Raw genomic sequence first — 15,904 nt, 5'->3', positions numbered from 1 at the left:
TTTTAGCTGATGTATTCCCTGTCTTCGTCACTTAGTGTATCGGTGCCGTCTTTTTTGTGCATGGCGTCATGATAGCCTTCAATATCGAACTTTTGTTTTTTAGGCCATGCCACGATCAAGCCCAATATAAAACCTGTTACCGCAACTACCAGCATCATCATTAGTTTGGATACCCTGAAAGTGGCGAACAAAAATTTGAAGTAAACCTCGTCGGTATTTTGCATTAGTACGATGGTAAGCAAAACTGCGATGGCTACAATGACTATTGTTTTAATGCTCATGATGGATGTTGGTTTTAGAGTAATACAATATCCGCTTTTTAAATGTTTAATAAAAATTGATCTCATGTAAATCGAGGTCATGGAATTTGATCGCGAAATAGTGCGGAGATGTGTCTGCATTTTTAGGTTCATATTTTATTGGCTGTGTCCACCTCTGGTAGCTCTTCAATTTTAAATCGCCCAGATTTTGCCCGGTTGATAATTGCCCTTTCAAAAATGAGGTGACAATAACCGCAGTGAAATTTTGCCCATATTTTTCAAAGGCTAAAATCAGAACTTTTAATACCCCTGGAATTTGATATTGCGAGGATTTCTTTCGCCCAAAATTTCTTTGCGAGAATCCTGCGAGAGTGAAAAAAATCCGTTCGAAAACTGATTTTGTATACAAGCAGGAGAGGTGCCGCGATTTTTTTATTCCTGAATCATTACTTCACTACACTTTCTGACGTGGGCTTTGTTCGTGCCGAATTGGAAAGTTTTACACTAAATAAGATGTATTAATTATTTGATTTATAAATTTATATGATGATTTTTTTCTTGTTGTTTTTTAAATGCTAATTTCTTTAGTTTTTTGTGATTTTATTTGCATTGCTTTTGTTTGATTATTTGTTTATATAAATTATATAAATATCTGATTTTTAAATTTATATTTTTATAATATAAATAGTTAGTTCAAATTTATTAATTGATGTAAAATGACTTAAATTTAAATTGTATAGTTTGCCGATCCAATTTTTATATTGGAACTTAATACACTAAGTTAAAATTGGATTTTGCCGCTGTTTTGCGCTGAGATGTTAGTTGAGCCCAGAATGCCTTGAAAAATTTAAATCGCTCTGAGGGGCTAAAAATAGCCAAAGCGGACGCTGATATTTCGCTCCTATTTTGGAGTGGAGGATGTGAAAACTAAGGCTGATTGGAGTTGTTGAATCGCTGTTTAATAACAGGCAGAAGTACGGCCGTACAAGTATCTGTATGAGGCAAGCAAATGAGGAAGCTAAGAATTAGGACATGCTTTTATGCCGTGAAATTTGCTTTCGGGCTACGGGGTATAAAAAAATTGTAGACAAAATAAGGATGGCCCCGCCCCAAAATCCAAGCGTCATTTTATTAAGATCACCAAAAAAATAAACGACAGGATGATACCATACACCGGCTCAAGGTTGGTGACGAGTGCTACCCGAAAGGCGGAAAGCTCACGCATTACAGATACCCCGGCCACGTAAGCAAGCGATGTGCATACGGTGCCAAGCAGCACCAGGTAACCGATATCTGCAGGCTTTAACAGCATGGCACGGGTGTAGCCGGAGGTTATAAACAGGTATATCGAGATCCATACAAAGGCCCCTGACAGCTCATAAAATGCAATGACTGATGCCTGTACTTTTTGCACCTGGCGCGAATTAATGATAGAGAAAAGGCTTGCACAAACGGCGCTTGCAAGCCCGGTTGTGATGCCCTTAGTGTATCTGCTTTCAAATTTAAAAATTAAAATAATGCCGGTGATGATTAAAAGACCGGCTAAAATTTCAAGTTTTGAAATGCTTTTTTTATTGATCAGGGGTTCAAATATTGCCGTGAAAAGTGTGATGGATGACAGGCAAACCAAGGTGACAGCGACGGTAGAAAGTTTGATGGCAGCGAAAAAAAGGATCCAATGCCCGCCCACAATCGCGCCAGTGAGTACCAATTTTACAAGGGTTTTTCTGTCAACCTTAAAATCAGTTTTGTTGAATTTGAAATACAAAAATAACGATGAAAAGGCAATAAGTACCCTAAACCACACCAATTGTACGGCCGAAATGGTGATCAGGGCGCCCAAAATTCCGGTAAATCCCCATACAAAAACTGTAAAATGGAGAATAATTAGGTTCTTATTTGGGGATGAAGGGGTGTTTTGCGTCATTATTTGGGTGCTTTTAAAAGCAGATAGTAACCTAAAATGCCAAAAACGATGTTAGGAATGAATACCGCTATTAAAGGTGTCATGCCCCCTTTTACCGAAAATACAAGCGCAAACCGTTCTAATATAATATAAGCGAAGCATAATAGAATACCTATCCCCAGGGGTAATCCAACACCTCCGCGTACCTTTCTCGACGATATGGAAACACCGATTAAAGTAAGTACAAAGGCTGATAAAGGGTATACAAAACGGTGATATTTTTCAAAATAAATGGCCTTTAAATATTCCGGGCGGCGCAGTTTTTCCTTGTCAATATTCTTGTTCAGGTCGCTTAAAGACATGGCCTGGTATACGTTATCATATACAATAAAATCGCTCGGGTGCATATCCAAAACAGTGTCTTTTGGTGTGTTGCTTGTAATGAATTGTTCTTTCATTCCGTTTACATATTTAACACTGTATTGTTTAAGCGACCAGATCCGTTTTAAAGAATCGTATTGAATTTGTTCGGCAATCAGTTTTTCACGCAACGTATCACCATTAAATTTCTCCATTATAAAATTGTAACCTAAATGAGTTGTGGGATCGTAATTGGCAAGATAAACAAAAGTATGTTTGTCAATTTGCATGTGTACCTCCACCTTAGTCGGGTCATTGTCCATCATGCCATTCGCATTTTCAAAGTCGATTTTTAAGCGGTTTGTAAACGGAATGAGGTATACATTTGCAAAAAAAGACACCACAAATATGATTGATGAAGCGATTACATAAGGTCTTAAAAATCGATTAAAACTTGCCCGGCCGCTCAGTATCGGAACGATTTCTGTTTGGTTTGCCATCTTGGCTGTAAAGAAAATTACCGCCAAAAAGTTGATCAGCGGCGATAACATATTCAAATAAAACGGAATAAAACCCGCGTAATATCTAAAGACGATATCGTGCAAACTGGCGTGTTTATTCAGAAAGTTATCGAGCTTTTCTGATACGTCAAACACTACAGATATCACCATGAAAATACCCATAGTAAATATAAAAGTGCCCAGGTATTTGCCAATAATAAACCTGTCGATGATCTTTAAATATCTATGAAAAAAAGCTTTCATCTGTCGGTTGTTTGATTGTTAATTTCCATGTTTTTCCTGGAGATTTCTTTTGATTTTATGAGTTATTATAAACGCTGTCCAAGGCGCTTTACCATCATGCTTTTCCAATCGTAAAACTCACCCGCAATGATTTTTTTCGCGCCTCTTTAACCAGCCATAGATAAAAATGGAGGTTGTGCAAGGTGGCAATTTGAGCGCCTAACATCTCGCCAGAGTGGATCAAATGACGTAAATAAGCTTTACTGTAATCCCTGTCGGCAAACAGATCGCTGTCATCCTCAATGGCCGAAAAGTCGTTTTTCCATTTCTCATTTTTGATGTTGATGATGCCGTTTTTGGTGAAAAGCATGCCATTGCGCGCGTTCCTGGTTGGCATAACGCAATCAAACATGTCAATACCCAGAGCTATGTTTTCCAAAATGTTTACAGGCGTACCTACCCCCATTAAGTAACGCGGTTTTTGCTGCGGTAATATATTGCATACAATTTCGGTCATGGCATACATTTCCTCGGCCGGTTCACCGACCGAAAGGCCGCCTATGGCATTACCTTCACGCTCATATGAGGCTATTACTTCGGCCGATCGTACGCGCAGATCTTTATATACCGAACCTTGTACAATTGGGAAAAGTGTTTGACTGTAGCCATATTTTGGCCCGGTGCTGTCAAATCTGTCGCAGCAACGTTTCAGCCAGCGGTGGGTCATTTCTATCGATCGTTTTGCGTAGTTGTAATCGCAGGGATAGGGGGTACACTCATCAAACGCCATGATAATATCGGCGCCGATTATGCGCTGAATGTCCATTACATTTTCGGGAGTAAACAAATGTTTTGATCCGTCAATATGCGAGCGGAACGTTACCCCTTCCTCTTTTATTTTGCGTACTTCGGTTAATGAATATACCTGGTAGCCGCCGCTATCGGTTAAGATGGGACCGTCCCATCCATTAAATTTATGTAGTCCTCCGACGCTTTCAAGTGTATTTAAACCAGGACGCAGATATAGATGATAGGTGTTGCCCAATATAATTTGCGCCGAAATATCCTGTTTAAGCTCGTGCTGGTGTACCGCCTTTACAGTGCCGGCAGTGCCTACGGGCATAAAAATAGGGGTTTGTATGGTACCGTGGTCGGTAGTGATCTCGCCGGCTCGGGCCTTTGAAAGCGGGTCTTGTGCTGTTAAGTTAAATTTCATTTTAGGGTTGCAAAATTAGCAAAAAAACCCTCATGCCCGTCCTCTCCAAAACGGCGGCAGGATAAAAGCTATTTATAAACGTGCTGAATATTAAAACCATGTTAATTAAAGTAATTTTATTTTAAGGGAGATTAAATAAGAGTACATTAAACTTCAAATTAACGCTGATATTGAGCCTTAATTTCATTGATTTTTAACAAATTTGCCTCATTATTTTTTTTGTTTGGAAACGTACTTACACGACGCGCTTTTTATTCTTTTTCAGCTTTGTTTTATAGTTCAGCTATATTACCTGGTAAGCAGGCATACCCGCCTTGCAGGCCATAAACCCGCCGAAGGGCCGCCGCCCAGAGTCTTAATCCCCATTTCTGTTATTATCAGCGCCCGCAACGAAGCCCGTAACTTAGAGGAAAATCTCCCATCGATACTGGAACAAAACTATCCTGATTTTGAGGTGGTTGTTATCAACGATTGCTCTTTTGATACTTCCGACGAGGTGCTTGAAACCATGCAAAAAAAATACGCCCACCTTAAAGTTGTTACCATTACCGAGCATGACCGCTTTAAAACCGGTAAAAAGTTTGCCCTTACTTTAGGCATCAAGGCATCAAAAAATGAACACCTTTTATTTACCGATGCTGATTGTAAGCCAGCTTCCGAAAACTGGATAAGCCGTATGGCAGCCAATTTTGCAAGCGGGGTGCAAATAGTTTTGGGATACTCTCCTTATTATAAAAAAGGTGGTTTTATTAATGCTTTTACCCGCTTTGAAACCATAAAAACAGCAACCAGTTACCTGTCGGGCGCGTTAACCGGCGACCCCTATATGGGTATTGGCCGCAACCTTGCCTATACAAAAACGTTATTTTTTAGTGCAAAAGGTTTTGCTTCGCACATGCACGTAATATCAGGCGATGATGACCTGTTTGTTAACCAGCATGCTACTCCTGATAACACAGTGGTTGAACTGAGTCCCGAATCATTTATGTTTACAGAGGCTAAAACCACTTTTAAATCATGGTTTAAACAAAAAAAGCGACACATGGGGGTAGGGAAACTGTATAAAAACCAGCACAGGCGTATGCTTAGTTTTGATGCAGTTAGCGGGTTTATATTCTATATTTTATTGATATTATTCCTTATTTTGAGATATGAGCCGTTACTGGCATTAGGTTTGTACGTTTTTAGGTTGATATTACAAATGGCCATTTATAATCGTATATTTAAAAAACTTAATGGCAAAGACCTTTGGTGGTATCTCCCCTTTTTTGACCTATTATATTATACATATTTAAATGTTTTTGGATTGATCGGTACCTTTTTAAAAACTACTCAATGGAAATAAACGCCAACTTTACCGAGAACGCAAAGAATGATTTTCACCTGGTAGTGAAGGCCAGGCAGGGAGATCAAAAAGCCTATGCCGATTTGATGCACCGTTATAAAGATTCGATTTATTTCATGGTGCTTAAGATGGTAAACAACAAAGAAGATGCAATGGACCTAACGGTTGAAACGTTTGCCAAGGCATTTGAAAAACTTGAAAAATACCAGCCTGATTTTGCTTTTAGCACCTGGCTTTTCAGGGTAGCAACTAACAATTGCATCGATTTTATCCGCAAAAAGAAACTAAGTACCATGTCAATTCACGGCATGATGGACGACGAAGGGGATGAAAAACCGCTGCAAATTAAGGCTGACAGCCTTAACCCCGAAGAAACATCTATCAAAAAACAACAAACTCAGGAGCTAAGATCATTAATTGAAAGCCTCCCGACGCGTTACCGTAACCTGATTACCTTACGCTATTTTGATGAGCTTTCGTACGAAGAAATAGCTCAGCAACTCGACCTCCCTTTAGGGACGGTAAAGGCGCAATTATTTAGGGCAAGGTACCTGCTTGGCAATATTATTAACCGTTTTAACAGGGATGACATCTGAAATAATTCTACAATATTTTCCTGATTTAAGTGCCGAACAGCGTGAGCAATTTGAAAAATTGCCTGCTTTATATGAACACTGGAACAGCCAGATCAACGTAATTTCCCGCAAAGATATTGATCTTTTATTTGAACGTCACGTGCTCCACTCGCTTGGGATTGCCAAAGTAATTGCTTTTTTACCGGGCGAAAATGTGCTTGATGTGGGTACCGGTGGGGGCTTTCCTGGTATCCCACTGGCTATTTTATTCCCCGAAACACAATTTCATTTGGTTGATTCGATAGGCAAAAAAATCAAGGTTGTTACGGAAGTAGCTGTAGCCTTAGGCCTCAGAAATGTGAAAGCATCACACCTGCGGGCCGAACAAATTGCGGATAAATTTGACTTTGTAGTATCACGCGCTGTTACCCAATTAAAGGATTTTTATCCATGGGTAAAAGGTAAATTCAACAAGCAATCGAATAACAAATTACCCAACGGTATCCTGTATTTAAAGGGCGGCGATTTGGAGAAGGAGATCAAAGAATCGGGCTTAAAAGTTACCCAATATCATCTGAAAGATTACTTTAAAGAGGAGTTTTTCGAAACAAAACAGGTGATATACGTGAAGGGATAATCTATTTGTAATCCACCGTTCTGATTATAAATATGCACATAAAGACGCTACTGCGTTAAAGTAAATCACTTTACGCCTTCGCGTCTTTGCGAGAAATCATTTATAAAATGCGGTTTAACTTCTATATCAAATGATCATGATGCTGGTTGTCGGTGCGTGATGCTGCCCAAAAAACAAACCCCAGGAAAAATAACGCACCGCCGGCAAAAACAGGCAGTTTAAATGTCCATCCGCCATTTAAGCCGGTAGTGATAATTGAACTGCCAGAGCTATCTACCGCATTGATGGTATGCTTATAAAAAAATTACCTGCAATAAGCATCACAATGCCTACTATTGCTAAAATGATCCCAAACTTTTTCATATTATGAGGTTTAAAAATGAACAAAATCAGGCTAACGGTAAGGTCCAGGAAGTATAATTGGTACTTATTAAACAAAGCGGTATTTAATGTGTTTGCTTTGTTTTAGATATATTTTAAAAGAAATTGTCCCGATGGGATATATCTAAGTTACAAATTTTTGGATACTAAAAGAAATTATTTAGCTATTTGTAAAACAGGGCGGTTAAAGAGAACAGAGGGGTTTACGCAGAAAATTGCCGGGACGGTTTTAGGCCGGTCGGCAATTAGAAAAGCTTGTTAAAAGCCTTTTTATTTACTTATTGTCAGTCAGGGGGTCATAGCCTAAAACAACAACTTCGCGAAGAGTAGTTGAAAGTTTAGCGGCGGATGTATTTGCCTGAGCATATAGTTTTGCAGGGGTATAAGCGTATTTTTTATCCTGGGCATCTACCAATGATAGAGTTACAGGTATATTATAGTAACCTGATTTTACACTAAGGTTGCCATCAAAATCATTCACTACCCGCTGCACCTCATTGTCAATTTCCTGGTCAACACCTCTGATAATGTTTACATTGTTTATTTTCCCGTTATCGATACTGAAGGTGAGGATCACTCTTCCCGAAATATGGTTTAAGCGTGCCCTTGAAGGATAGCGAACGTGTTTTGCAACATACGAATACAGGTTCTGAAATGGATCGGCAGGTGGCGGTGGCGGCGGAACGCGCTCTGTAACTGCTGGTACAGGACCTGCCGGTGCTGCCGGGGTAACCGGTGTCACCTCTACCACTTTAGGTGCTTTCTTTATCTTTTCCGGATTTGCAGGCGGTGGCGGAGGTGGCAGCTTTACATCAATAACTTTTGGTTTTTTGCTGTTTGCGGGTGGAGCAGGCGGAGGTGGTGGAAGCTTTGGATAAATTAACATTTTAGGAAATGTATAGCCGTATTTAGTTTTCAGTGTAGCCAGCTCTTCCGGGGTAGCTTTGCTTTTATAGTATTCTTTTTGCTCGCCGTTCTTTTCGGTAATAATTACCCTGAAATCGGTTTTTTTATTAACAAGGTAACCGGTTTCTTCGTATTTAAAACCTTTGGAAGTAACATCTGCTTTTTTTATTCGGACTGGGTCTACTTTTACAGTGTCGGCGGGGGCTATATGCGTATTGGCCAGCTTTTTATTAACAATTTCCTGTTGGGGCATCAGATCGAAAAAACCATAAGTTTTACTGAATACCAGGGTTGATGCACAAAGCAGGCCGGCGCATATGGGTACGGCCACGAGGTATTTTAGCCTGGCTAATTTCCCCGAACGTTTTTGGTTTAACATAATTATCCTCTTTTTTAATAAGTTATAATTGAAAAATGAATGCGCCAGGGGCGAGCCGTTTAACCCATAAGCATTGCTTACCAAAAACGACGAGATAGCTAAAGGCATCACTTTCCTGCGCGGCAGTTTGCTCGTCGGCTATATATTCATGGATGGTTTTCAGGCTGATTTGCAATAAATAAACCAGCGGATTAAACCAATTAATGATCTTGATCAGCTCCAGAAAAACAATATCAACTGAGTGTTTTTGACGAGATGTGAACCAGCTCGTGCCTGATAATGATATTATTAGCCTGGGTTTTTGTGCCAATAAAAAGGTAGTTAAAGAAGGAAAAGGCGGTGTTTGATCCCTCTATATTGATGAGTTTATACTTACCATCAACCAGGGTTTTGGTGGCCTTTGTTAATTTGACCAATTGATAAAGCCTGATAAATAGTACTGTGGTAAGTACTATTATACCAAGTATATAGGCGTAAACCCAAATATCGTTAAAGGTTAATGTTTGCCGCACGGTAAGTTTTTGCACTGTTGTTTGGTAAGCCGTTTGAGGAATGATAACGATTGTTTTGGTTACAGTTTCAACCGGTTTTAGCCAGCCAATTTGTACAACGGGTAATACAAATGAAACCACACAGCTCAATAACAGGTATATACGGTTTAAGGTATAGTGTGTTTCCTTATTTAAAAACAGGCAGTACCCTGCATAAAATACGCATAGGTACAAGTTTGCTTCAAGCAAATAATATAGCCAGTTCATTGTTGTTTGCTTTTAAGTTTATCAATTAATGATGTTAGTTCGTCCAGTTCTTTTACGCTGATGTTCTTTTCATCCACAATAAAGGATACCAAACTTTGATATGAATTGCTGAAATAGTTTTTCATCATCTTATCAAAAGTGAATTTTTTGTACTCCGCGTCGCTGATGAGCGGGAAGTAAACATGCGAGTTACCATAGGCCTTATGGTCGATAAAGCCTTTGCCTTCCAATACCCTTACCACAGTCGACACCGTGTTGTAAGCGGGTTTAGGCTCAGGCATTTCTTCAATAATATCTTTAACAATAGCTTCTTTCAGTTGCCAAAGGATCTGCATTACCTGCTCTTCGGCTTTGGTTAGTTCTTTGATATGCATAGCAAACTATTTTTATAGTTAGATAAAGGTAGAACTATTTTTATAGTTTGCAAACTATTTTTGTAGTTTTTTAATAGATGTGCAGATTAGGGCTGTGCAGATGTGCAAATTAAATAACGAAAGGTATATGTTTTAGGGGTGAGTATGATATCCAGACTTTATTTATTGCATTGCAAATAACAGGTCCTGCTTGCAAATCGCCCGAATATTCATAATTTGCAAGGCTCTAATCTGCATGTCTAAACCCAATGTCATTACTCCATAAAGTAGCTTTATCTTTTGTTAAAAACCTCGGGCCGGTAGCGGCTAAGTCACTGATCGCGTATCTTGGCAGCGTGGAAGAAGTGTTTAACGCATCGCCCGAAAAGATGACCAGGATCCGGGAATAGGTGAGAAGCGCGCTGTAAAATGGGATTTTGACGATGCTTTAAGGCAAGCCGAAAGGGAGCTGAAGTTTATAGAAGAGCATAACATCGACGTTGTTTTTTACACCGATACCCGTTATCCTAAACGCTTGAAAAACTGCCACGATTCACCGGTGCTACTTTATGCAAAGGGTAAAATGGATCTTAACCCGCCACACATTATTAGTATAGTGGGCACCCGTAATGCGACCGATTATGGCAGGCAATTATGCCGCCAGTTAGTTGAGGAGTTACAGCAATATAATGTATTAATAGTAAGTGGTTTGGCGCATGGCATTGATGTAGCGGCACATAAAGAATGTGTAAAGCTAAATGTGCCAACCATCGGTGTACTTGGCCATGGGCTCGACAGGCTTTATCCTGCTCAAAATAGGGGTACCGCTGATAAAATGCTCGAAAACGGCGGCTTATTATCCGAATACCCTTCAGGCACTAATCCCGACAGGGAAAACTTTCCGCAACGAAACCGGATAGTTGCCGGTATTGCCGATGCAACCGTGGTAATTGAAGCCAGTATAAAAGGAGGTGCGCTCATCACGGCCGAAATTGCCAACTCCTATAACCGGGATGTTTTTGCTTTTCCGGGCAGATTAGGTGATGAATTTTCTGAAGGATGTAACTTCCTGATTCGCAATAATAAAGCGAGCCTGCTAACCTGCCCTGCTGATCTGGCTTATAGTTTAGGTTGGGAAAAGAATGATGTAAGTAAACCTGTTGAGCAATTTATGCTGCCGTTTGATCTATCGGACGATGAACGGCTGATCATGGATATATTACGGCAAAACAATACGCCCGTTGCTATTGATGATTTAACCCTGCGGGCTAATATGCCTATGAGCCAACTCGCTATGAATTTGCTTACTATGGAGATGCAGGGATATATCAGTTCGCTTCCTGGGAAAATGTATCGTGCAAATTAAGATTTGTAAGGAGTTGGAAAGTCCGAATGTAAAGGAAGTTCGAAAGATGGGAGACTTTTACGCCCTAAATAATGTTTACTTACTGACTTCTCTGACTTTCGGGCTTCTCCGCTACCCCTTCGGTGAATCAAAGTGTACCAGTTTCCCATCCTCTTCGCTGATAGATTGCCATGTATCGTTTTCAAAAGTAATGATAGCTACAGCACACGTAGGCATCTCTTTTAACTGGCTGGTGAGGTAATATAGTATTTGGCTTACGCCAGGGTTATGCCCAACTACGCCTATATAATCATATTCATTGGGCAGGCCATTAATCACTTTAACCCAGGAGTTTTCGCTGGCTTCGTAAATTCTTTTGTCTTCCCCGGGAGCCGGTAATTTAAACTGGTTGGCAAAAATTTCGGCAGTAGTTTTGGTACGAAGTGCCGGACTGGTTATAATAATTTGAGGAATTTGTAATTGTCCTTTTAAAAGGGTGGCCATTAAAACCGCATCCTGCATACCTGATTGTTTTAAAGGCCGGTCAAAATCAACATAACCGCTTTCATGGGTAGCTTTTGCGTGGCGTATTAATAATAACTTTTTCATGATTTTAAACGGCTGACCGATCGGTTTATAATGTTACGGTTTTGTGATTATAACGTGAGACATTTGTAATAAGTTTCCAATAATACTAAATAAATAAGGAGAAGCTGTTGCTTCTCCTTATAATAAAAGACAGGCAAAGCCTACATCAATTTTTCACCAGGTTAATTAAAACGCGTAACCAACTGAAATACCGAAAACACGGTTTGTAAGTTTGATGCCATCAACGTTGGTGATGTTGGTAAGGCCCCAATCATAATTAGCATTGATCAGGAAACCGGTTTTGAATTTAAAACCAACAATAGCATTTAAACCGCGTCGGTTCTTTTGATTTCGTCCTGGCCACTGCCAAATTTAATGTCTTCAGAATTGCCGCTGTTGTCTTTTGCTTTGCCGGAAACACCCATACCAAGGTAAGGGCCGGCACCAAGGTAAAAGTCACCGACTACCGCAGGCACGTGGTACACAACATTTACCGGAACTTGCAGGTAATAGAGTTTTACTTTGCCGCCAGAGTTTGCTTCGCCATCAAAAGAAACACTTGATGATCCGCCTTTACCGGTAAAGTTTAAGGCTGGTTGTAATGATACATTGCCAAATTTAAAATCGACAAAAGCGCCTACGTTGAATGTGGTTAAGCTGCCCGAATTGCCGGAGCCGCTAACCCCGTCAACTGTAGCATGTAACGTTGCGAAGTTTACACCTCCTTTAAAACCAACGGTAGGTAATTGTGCAAAGGCTGCGAAAGATGCCATTAAAAGGCACAGGCTTAGTAATGTTTTTTTCATCGTGAAAGGATTTTAAGTTAATGCACAAAATTATATAAATACACTAAGATTAAAACATATCTGGTGCTTTTTGTGAAATATTATCAATTGTGCATTTGTAAGTATAACTTAGGCAAGGTTTTATACTTGTAATTAGCGATTGGAGAAATCTACAATATCAGCTTCTGGCATATCGTTCATACATTTAAAGTGTCCGAGCGGGCATTTTTCAAGTCCGAATTTGGAGCAGGGACGGCAGGATAGTTCAATACCGGCAATCAGTGTTTCTTTTACTTTATAAGGCCAAACCCCCAGCAGATCGGGCGTGGTGCCACCCCAAACCGAGGCTATGGGCACATTAAACGCTTCGGCAATATGTGTGAGACCTGTATCAAAACCAATTACATTTTTTGCGCGCGATACCAGAAAAACCGATTCATCAAGTGATGTTATTCCGCAGGCATTATAAACTGAAGTACCAACTGCAGCAGCTATTTCATCGCCATTTGCTTTTACATCATTGCCGCCCAATAGCAAAACAGGTAAATTAAGCTGCCTGCAAATGCTAATGATCTTGTAACTAGGCATCCGCTTGGTAAAATGAGTTGCTCCTATTACAAATGCAACGTAACCATTTTGATGACTAAGCGGAAGTAGTTTAGTTATATCATGTTCAGCTTTAATATAATAGTCAATGGGATTATCATCATTAACCACACCTAAAAACTTAACAGCTTTTAAATACCTGTCTACCAAATGCTCTTTACTTACCAGGTTGCGTTTCAACTTTAAACTTAGCCACTTTAAAAGCGGCTGTTTTTTATAAGTTGATGCTTTAATACCGGCACGTAGCTTGATAATGCTTGTGCGGAGATTGTTATGCAGATCAATGATCTGATCATACTTTTCGGCCTTAATTTCGTTGATGGTATCTGCTAAAGATGGTTTTAATAATAGCAGCTTATCAACGTAAGGGTTATTATCATAAATATATTTAAAGGCCGGTTTAGTTAAAAAATGGACTTCGGCATTGGCGACCTGCCTTTTGAGGCAACGTACAACAGGCGTGGTATAAATTATATCACCCATTGAACTAAAGCGGATCACCAGTATCTTCATGTTGTTATCAAGTTCAGGAAATCTGGTTCCTGATTTTTTCGATTATAGAAGTGGATGAATATCCTTCAACAAAATTAATGGTTTTAACCTCGCCTCCGTTTGCAATCACTTCTTTAGCGCCTACGATGTTTTCAACAGCATAATCGGCTCCCTTTACCAGTATGTCGGGCAGAAGGAAGCTGATCAAATTAAGAGGGGTATCTTCCTCAAAAACAACGATGGCATCCACAAAAAACAATGCCGCCAACAGTGCTGCACGGCTGTTTTGATCATTTACCGGGCGGGTTGGGCCTTTGATGCGCCTAACCGAACTATCTGCATTAAGGCCAATCACCAGCTTGTCGCCAAGTTCGGCCGCTTTGGCCAGGTAGGTGAGATGGCCTATGTGCAGCAGGTCAAAAACACCATTGGTGAACACTACCTTTTTGCCTTCAGCTTGCCAGTTTTTGATCTGTGCCTGTAGCGACGTCTGATCTGTTATTTTATCAAGAATGATTTTTTCGAAGCCGGTCCTCATTTGTTTTTCCTGTAAACACACATCACATGTGTCTTTGTATATTATTAGAAAGACGCGTGTGATGCGTCTCTACGGTACTGTTTAATCAAAAAGGTCATCAACGGCGGTACACAGGATATGCCCGATAAGGATATGCATTTCCTGGATACGCGCGGTAATGTTTGACGGCACGATAATGTTCAGCTCGCAAAGACCATTCATTTTACCGCCGTCCCTGCCCGAAAGGCCTAATGTTTTAACCTCCAGTTTTTTAGCCGACTCAAATGCCGCCAGGATCCCCGGACTATTTCCACTTGTCGAAATGCCGATGAACAAGTCGCCGGGCCTGGCGAATGCCTCCAGTTGGCGCGAAAACACATGTTCATAACCATAATCGTTAGCGATAGAGGTAAGCGCCGAAGTATCAACTGTTAAGGCAATACCCGGTAAAGGCTGACGGTCTTTCACATAGCGGCCGGTGAGCTCCGCTGCAATGTGCTGGGCATCAGCAGCACTGCCGCCGTTACCAGCCAGTAATACTTTATTGCCGTTTTTTATGGTTGAGGTAATCATATCACAGGCTATCTCGATATCGCCGCCAAGCGTATCAATTACCCTTTGCAGCGTATCCTGGTGATCTTTAAGTTCGTTTAATATCTTTTGGTTCATTAGTTCACTTGTTCATTAGTTCATTGGTTGGTTAGGGCAAGCACATTTCAAACCCTTCGCCTTTAACCTTTGGCCTTTCACCTCTATCTCACCTTTCGCCTTTTAATATATCTTCAATTATCTCATCTACAGTGGTTGTTGCGCTACCTACACGGCGAATCACTATAGCAGCGGCATGGTTAGCCAATTCGCAGGCATCCTCAATATTCAGACCTCCTGCCATAAAGTATGCCATGGTGGCCAGTACAGTATCGCCGGCACCGGTTACATCAAATACTTCGGTTGCCTTTACCGGTAAACTTTGATAGCCTTCTTCATTCAGTATTACCATACCTTCTTCGGATAAGGTAACTACTATATATTGGGTCCCGGTTTGTTCAAAAATTACCTTGCCGGCCTGTTGCAGGCTTTCTATCGAGTTGATCTTATCGGTTTTAGCAGCTTCAGACAATTCCTTGCGATTAGGCTTAATGATAAAAGCCCCTTTGTATTTTTCGTAATTAAGCCCTTTAGGGTCGATGATCACTTTTTTGCCTTTAGCATTGGCCGCCCTGATAATGCCTTGCGTTAAAAACGGTGAAAAAAGACCTTTGTTATAATCCGATAAAAGTACCATATCTGCGTTGTCAATATAACTGCTTAGCTTACTTATAAGCTCGTTGGCAATAGGCTCCGATACTTCGTCGGTAATTTCCCGGTCAACACGTACCAGTTGGTGGCTGCCAACAACAACGCGGGTTTTTACTGTGGTAGGGCGGTTGCTATCTTTAATAATAGTGTGCGTTTCAACCCCTTCATCGGTCAGGATTTTGATCAATTCTCCGGCAGCCTGGTCATTTCCTATTATGCCGGCAACAATAACTTTTGCACCTAATGATACCAGGTTTTGAACCACATTACCGGCACCACCTAATGTAGTGGTTTCGTTTTTAACGTTTACAATAGGCACAGGCGCCTCGGGCGAAAGGCGGGTAGCGTTGCCCCATATATAATGGTCAACCATCAGGTCGCCAATTACCAGTATTGCGGGTTTGCGGACCGCTGCCTGGATGGATTGTACTTTATCTTTTAGGTTGCTCATTT

At 40.6% G+C, this 15,904-nt stretch carries 17 protein-coding genes and 1 pseudogene; 5 read left to right on the top strand and 13 right to left on the bottom strand.

Translation table 11 applies throughout. From position 1 onward, the window contains the following. Nucleotides 1-2: 2 nt before the first annotated feature. The 4 genes and pseudogenes from ACRQ5D_RS30040 to tgt all read right to left on the bottom strand — a co-directional run bounded on the left by ACRQ5D_RS30040 (nt 3) and on the right by tgt (nt 4,485). Nucleotides 3-281 carry a lipopolysaccharide assembly protein LapA domain-containing protein gene (locus tag ACRQ5D_RS30040; protein WP_176844329.1) on the bottom strand — a complete coding sequence of 93 codons (279 nt, stop codon included), beginning with the start codon at nt 279-281 and terminating at the stop codon, nt 3-5. Nucleotides 282-1,383: 1,102 nt separating this feature from the next. Further along, nucleotides 1,384-2,187 (bottom strand): DMT family transporter, encoded by an 804-nt coding sequence (locus tag ACRQ5D_RS30035; RefSeq protein ID WP_432327568.1) that lies wholly within the window; start codon nt 2,185-2,187, stop codon nt 1,384-1,386. After that, nucleotides 2,187-3,290, bottom strand: coding sequence for an LptF/LptG family permease (locus ACRQ5D_RS30030; protein ID WP_432327566.1), 1,104 nt, complete (start codon nt 3,288-3,290; stop codon nt 2,187-2,189). The genes ACRQ5D_RS30035 and ACRQ5D_RS30030 overlap by 1 nt, the downstream gene beginning before the upstream one ends. Before the next feature lie 65 nt (nt 3,291-3,355). Next, a pseudogene (gene tgt, locus ACRQ5D_RS30025) lies at nt 3,356-4,485 on the bottom strand (tRNA guanosine(34) transglycosylase Tgt). A gap of 223 nt (nt 4,486-4,708) precedes the next feature. On the opposite strand from tgt, the gene ACRQ5D_RS30020 reads away from it, so the two are divergent. Genes ACRQ5D_RS30020 through rsmG form a run of 3 tightly spaced genes read left to right on the top strand, consistent with a single transcriptional unit; the run spans nt 4,709 to nt 7,042 of the window. Further along, nucleotides 4,709-5,830, top strand: a complete 1,122-nt coding sequence (locus tag ACRQ5D_RS30020; RefSeq protein ID WP_243770809.1) for a glycosyltransferase — start codon at nt 4,709-4,711, stop codon at nt 5,828-5,830. After that, entirely contained in the window at nt 5,821-6,426 is a 606-nt protein-coding gene (locus ACRQ5D_RS30015) for an RNA polymerase sigma factor (RefSeq protein ID WP_090526513.1), read from the top strand. The genes ACRQ5D_RS30020 and ACRQ5D_RS30015 overlap by 10 nt, the downstream gene beginning before the upstream one ends. Next, on the top strand, nt 6,416-7,042 hold the full coding sequence (rsmG, locus tag ACRQ5D_RS30010; RefSeq protein ID WP_431198636.1) for a 16S rRNA (guanine(527)-N(7))-methyltransferase RsmG: 627 nt from the start codon (nt 6,416-6,418) through the stop codon (nt 7,040-7,042). Before ACRQ5D_RS30015 ends, rsmG begins: the two co-directional genes overlap by 11 nt. Before the next feature lie 655 nt (nt 7,043-7,697). Here rsmG and ACRQ5D_RS30005 read toward each other — a convergent pair. From ACRQ5D_RS30005 to ACRQ5D_RS29995, 3 genes are all read right to left on the bottom strand, one after another. Further along, nucleotides 7,698-8,708 carry an energy transducer TonB gene (locus ACRQ5D_RS30005; RefSeq protein WP_432327563.1) on the bottom strand — a complete coding sequence of 337 codons (1,011 nt, stop codon included), beginning with the start codon at nt 8,706-8,708 and terminating at the stop codon, nt 7,698-7,700. A 233-nt stretch (nt 8,709-8,941) separates the two neighbouring features. Further along, nucleotides 8,942-9,466, bottom strand: a complete 525-nt coding sequence (locus ACRQ5D_RS30000) for a hypothetical protein (protein WP_432327562.1) — start codon at nt 9,464-9,466, stop codon at nt 8,942-8,944. After that, a complete protein-coding gene (locus ACRQ5D_RS29995) occupies nt 9,463-9,840 on the bottom strand; it encodes a BlaI/MecI/CopY family transcriptional regulator (RefSeq protein ID WP_090526521.1) in 378 nt (125 codons plus the stop codon). The genes ACRQ5D_RS30000 and ACRQ5D_RS29995 overlap by 4 nt, the downstream gene beginning before the upstream one ends. 248 nt (nt 9,841-10,088) lie before the next feature. On the opposite strand from ACRQ5D_RS29995, the gene ACRQ5D_RS29990 reads away from it, so the two are divergent. Then, nucleotides 10,089-10,229, top strand: a complete 141-nt coding sequence (locus ACRQ5D_RS29990) for a hypothetical protein (RefSeq protein ID WP_432327560.1) — start codon at nt 10,089-10,091, stop codon at nt 10,227-10,229. Further along, complete coding sequence (gene dprA, locus ACRQ5D_RS29985) at nt 10,196-11,185, top strand: DNA-processing protein DprA (protein WP_432329911.1); 990 nt, start codon at nt 10,196-10,198, stop codon at nt 11,183-11,185. Before ACRQ5D_RS29990 ends, dprA begins: the two co-directional genes overlap by 34 nt. Before the next feature lie 111 nt (nt 11,186-11,296). Here the strand turns inward: dprA and ACRQ5D_RS29980 are convergent, their stop codons facing one another. The 6 genes from ACRQ5D_RS29980 to rfaE1 form a co-directional block, all read right to left on the bottom strand. Then, nucleotides 11,297-11,773 (bottom strand): SixA phosphatase family protein, encoded by a 477-nt coding sequence (locus ACRQ5D_RS29980; RefSeq protein ID WP_091162280.1) that lies wholly within the window; start codon nt 11,771-11,773, stop codon nt 11,297-11,299. 305 nt (nt 11,774-12,078) lie between these two features. Further along, nucleotides 12,079-12,558 (bottom strand): outer membrane beta-barrel protein, encoded by a 480-nt coding sequence (locus ACRQ5D_RS29975; protein WP_432327558.1) that lies wholly within the window; start codon nt 12,556-12,558, stop codon nt 12,079-12,081. A 132-nt stretch (nt 12,559-12,690) separates the two neighbouring features. Continuing rightward, nucleotides 12,691-13,656 carry a glycosyltransferase family 9 protein gene (locus tag ACRQ5D_RS29970; protein WP_432327556.1) on the bottom strand — a complete coding sequence of 322 codons (966 nt, stop codon included), beginning with the start codon at nt 13,654-13,656 and terminating at the stop codon, nt 12,691-12,693. Between the two features lie 13 nt (nt 13,657-13,669). Beyond that, nucleotides 13,670-14,173: a D-glycero-beta-D-manno-heptose 1-phosphate adenylyltransferase gene (gene rfaE2, locus ACRQ5D_RS29965; protein ID WP_432327555.1), complete on the bottom strand. Its 504-nt coding sequence runs from the start codon at nt 14,171-14,173 to the stop codon at nt 13,670-13,672. 81 nt (nt 14,174-14,254) lie between these two features. Then, nucleotides 14,255-14,821 (bottom strand): D-sedoheptulose 7-phosphate isomerase, encoded by a 567-nt coding sequence (locus ACRQ5D_RS29960; protein ID WP_432327554.1) that lies wholly within the window; start codon nt 14,819-14,821, stop codon nt 14,255-14,257. A gap of 88 nt (nt 14,822-14,909) precedes the next feature. Next, nucleotides 14,910-15,902, bottom strand: coding sequence for a D-glycero-beta-D-manno-heptose-7-phosphate kinase (rfaE1, locus tag ACRQ5D_RS29955; protein ID WP_432327552.1), 993 nt, complete (start codon nt 15,900-15,902; stop codon nt 14,910-14,912). Nucleotides 15,903-15,904: the final 2 nt, after the last annotated feature.

The organism is Mucilaginibacter sp. P25, assembly GCF_050859465.1.
In the GTDB taxonomy this organism is placed as follows: Bacteria; Bacteroidota; Bacteroidia; order Sphingobacteriales; family Sphingobacteriaceae; genus Mucilaginibacter; species Mucilaginibacter gossypii.
This window is presented reverse-complemented; position numbering and strand designations above follow the sequence as displayed.

What these genes read in the sequence shown, in the direction of transcription:
- ACRQ5D_RS30040 (WP_176844329.1), bottom strand. Translation starts at nt 281, where the DNA reads ATGAGCATTAAAACAATAGTCATTGTAGCCATCGCAGTTTTGCTTACC.
- ACRQ5D_RS30035 (WP_432327568.1), bottom strand. Translation starts at nt 2,187, where the DNA reads ATGACGCAAAACACCCCTTCATCCCCAAATAAGAACCTAATTATTCTC.
- ACRQ5D_RS30030 (WP_432327566.1), bottom strand. Translation starts at nt 3,290, where the DNA reads ATGAAAGCTTTTTTTCATAGATATTTAAAGATCATCGACAGGTTTATT.
- ACRQ5D_RS30015 (WP_090526513.1), top strand. Translation starts at nt 5,821, where the DNA reads ATGGAAATAAACGCCAACTTTACCGAGAACGCAAAGAATGATTTTCAC.
- rsmG (WP_431198636.1), top strand. Translation starts at nt 6,416, where the DNA reads ATGACATCTGAAATAATTCTACAATATTTTCCTGATTTAAGTGCCGAA.
- ACRQ5D_RS30005 (WP_432327563.1), bottom strand. Translation starts at nt 8,708, where the DNA reads ATGTTAAACCAAAAACGTTCGGGGAAATTAGCCAGGCTAAAATACCTC.
- ACRQ5D_RS30000 (WP_432327562.1), bottom strand. Translation starts at nt 9,466, where the DNA reads ATGAACTGGCTATATTATTTGCTTGAAGCAAACTTGTACCTATGCGTA.
- ACRQ5D_RS29995 (WP_090526521.1), bottom strand. Translation starts at nt 9,840, where the DNA reads ATGCATATCAAAGAACTAACCAAAGCCGAAGAGCAGGTAATGCAGATC.
- ACRQ5D_RS29990 (WP_432327560.1), top strand. Translation starts at nt 10,089, where the DNA reads ATGTCATTACTCCATAAAGTAGCTTTATCTTTTGTTAAAAACCTCGGG.
- ACRQ5D_RS29980 (WP_091162280.1), bottom strand. Translation starts at nt 11,773, where the DNA reads ATGAAAAAGTTATTATTAATACGCCACGCAAAAGCTACCCATGAAAGC.
- ACRQ5D_RS29975 (WP_432327558.1), bottom strand. Translation starts at nt 12,558, where the DNA reads ATGAAAAAAACATTACTAAGCCTGTGCCTTTTAATGGCATCTTTCGCA.
- ACRQ5D_RS29970 (WP_432327556.1), bottom strand. Translation starts at nt 13,656, where the DNA reads ATGAAGATACTGGTGATCCGCTTTAGTTCAATGGGTGATATAATTTAT.
- rfaE2 (WP_432327555.1), bottom strand. Translation starts at nt 14,173, where the DNA reads ATGAGGACCGGCTTCGAAAAAATCATTCTTGATAAAATAACAGATCAG.
- ACRQ5D_RS29960 (WP_432327554.1), bottom strand. Translation starts at nt 14,821, where the DNA reads ATGAACCAAAAGATATTAAACGAACTTAAAGATCACCAGGATACGCTG.
- rfaE1 (WP_432327552.1), bottom strand. Translation starts at nt 15,902, where the DNA reads ATGAGCAACCTAAAAGATAAAGTACAATCCATCCAGGCAGCGGTCCGC.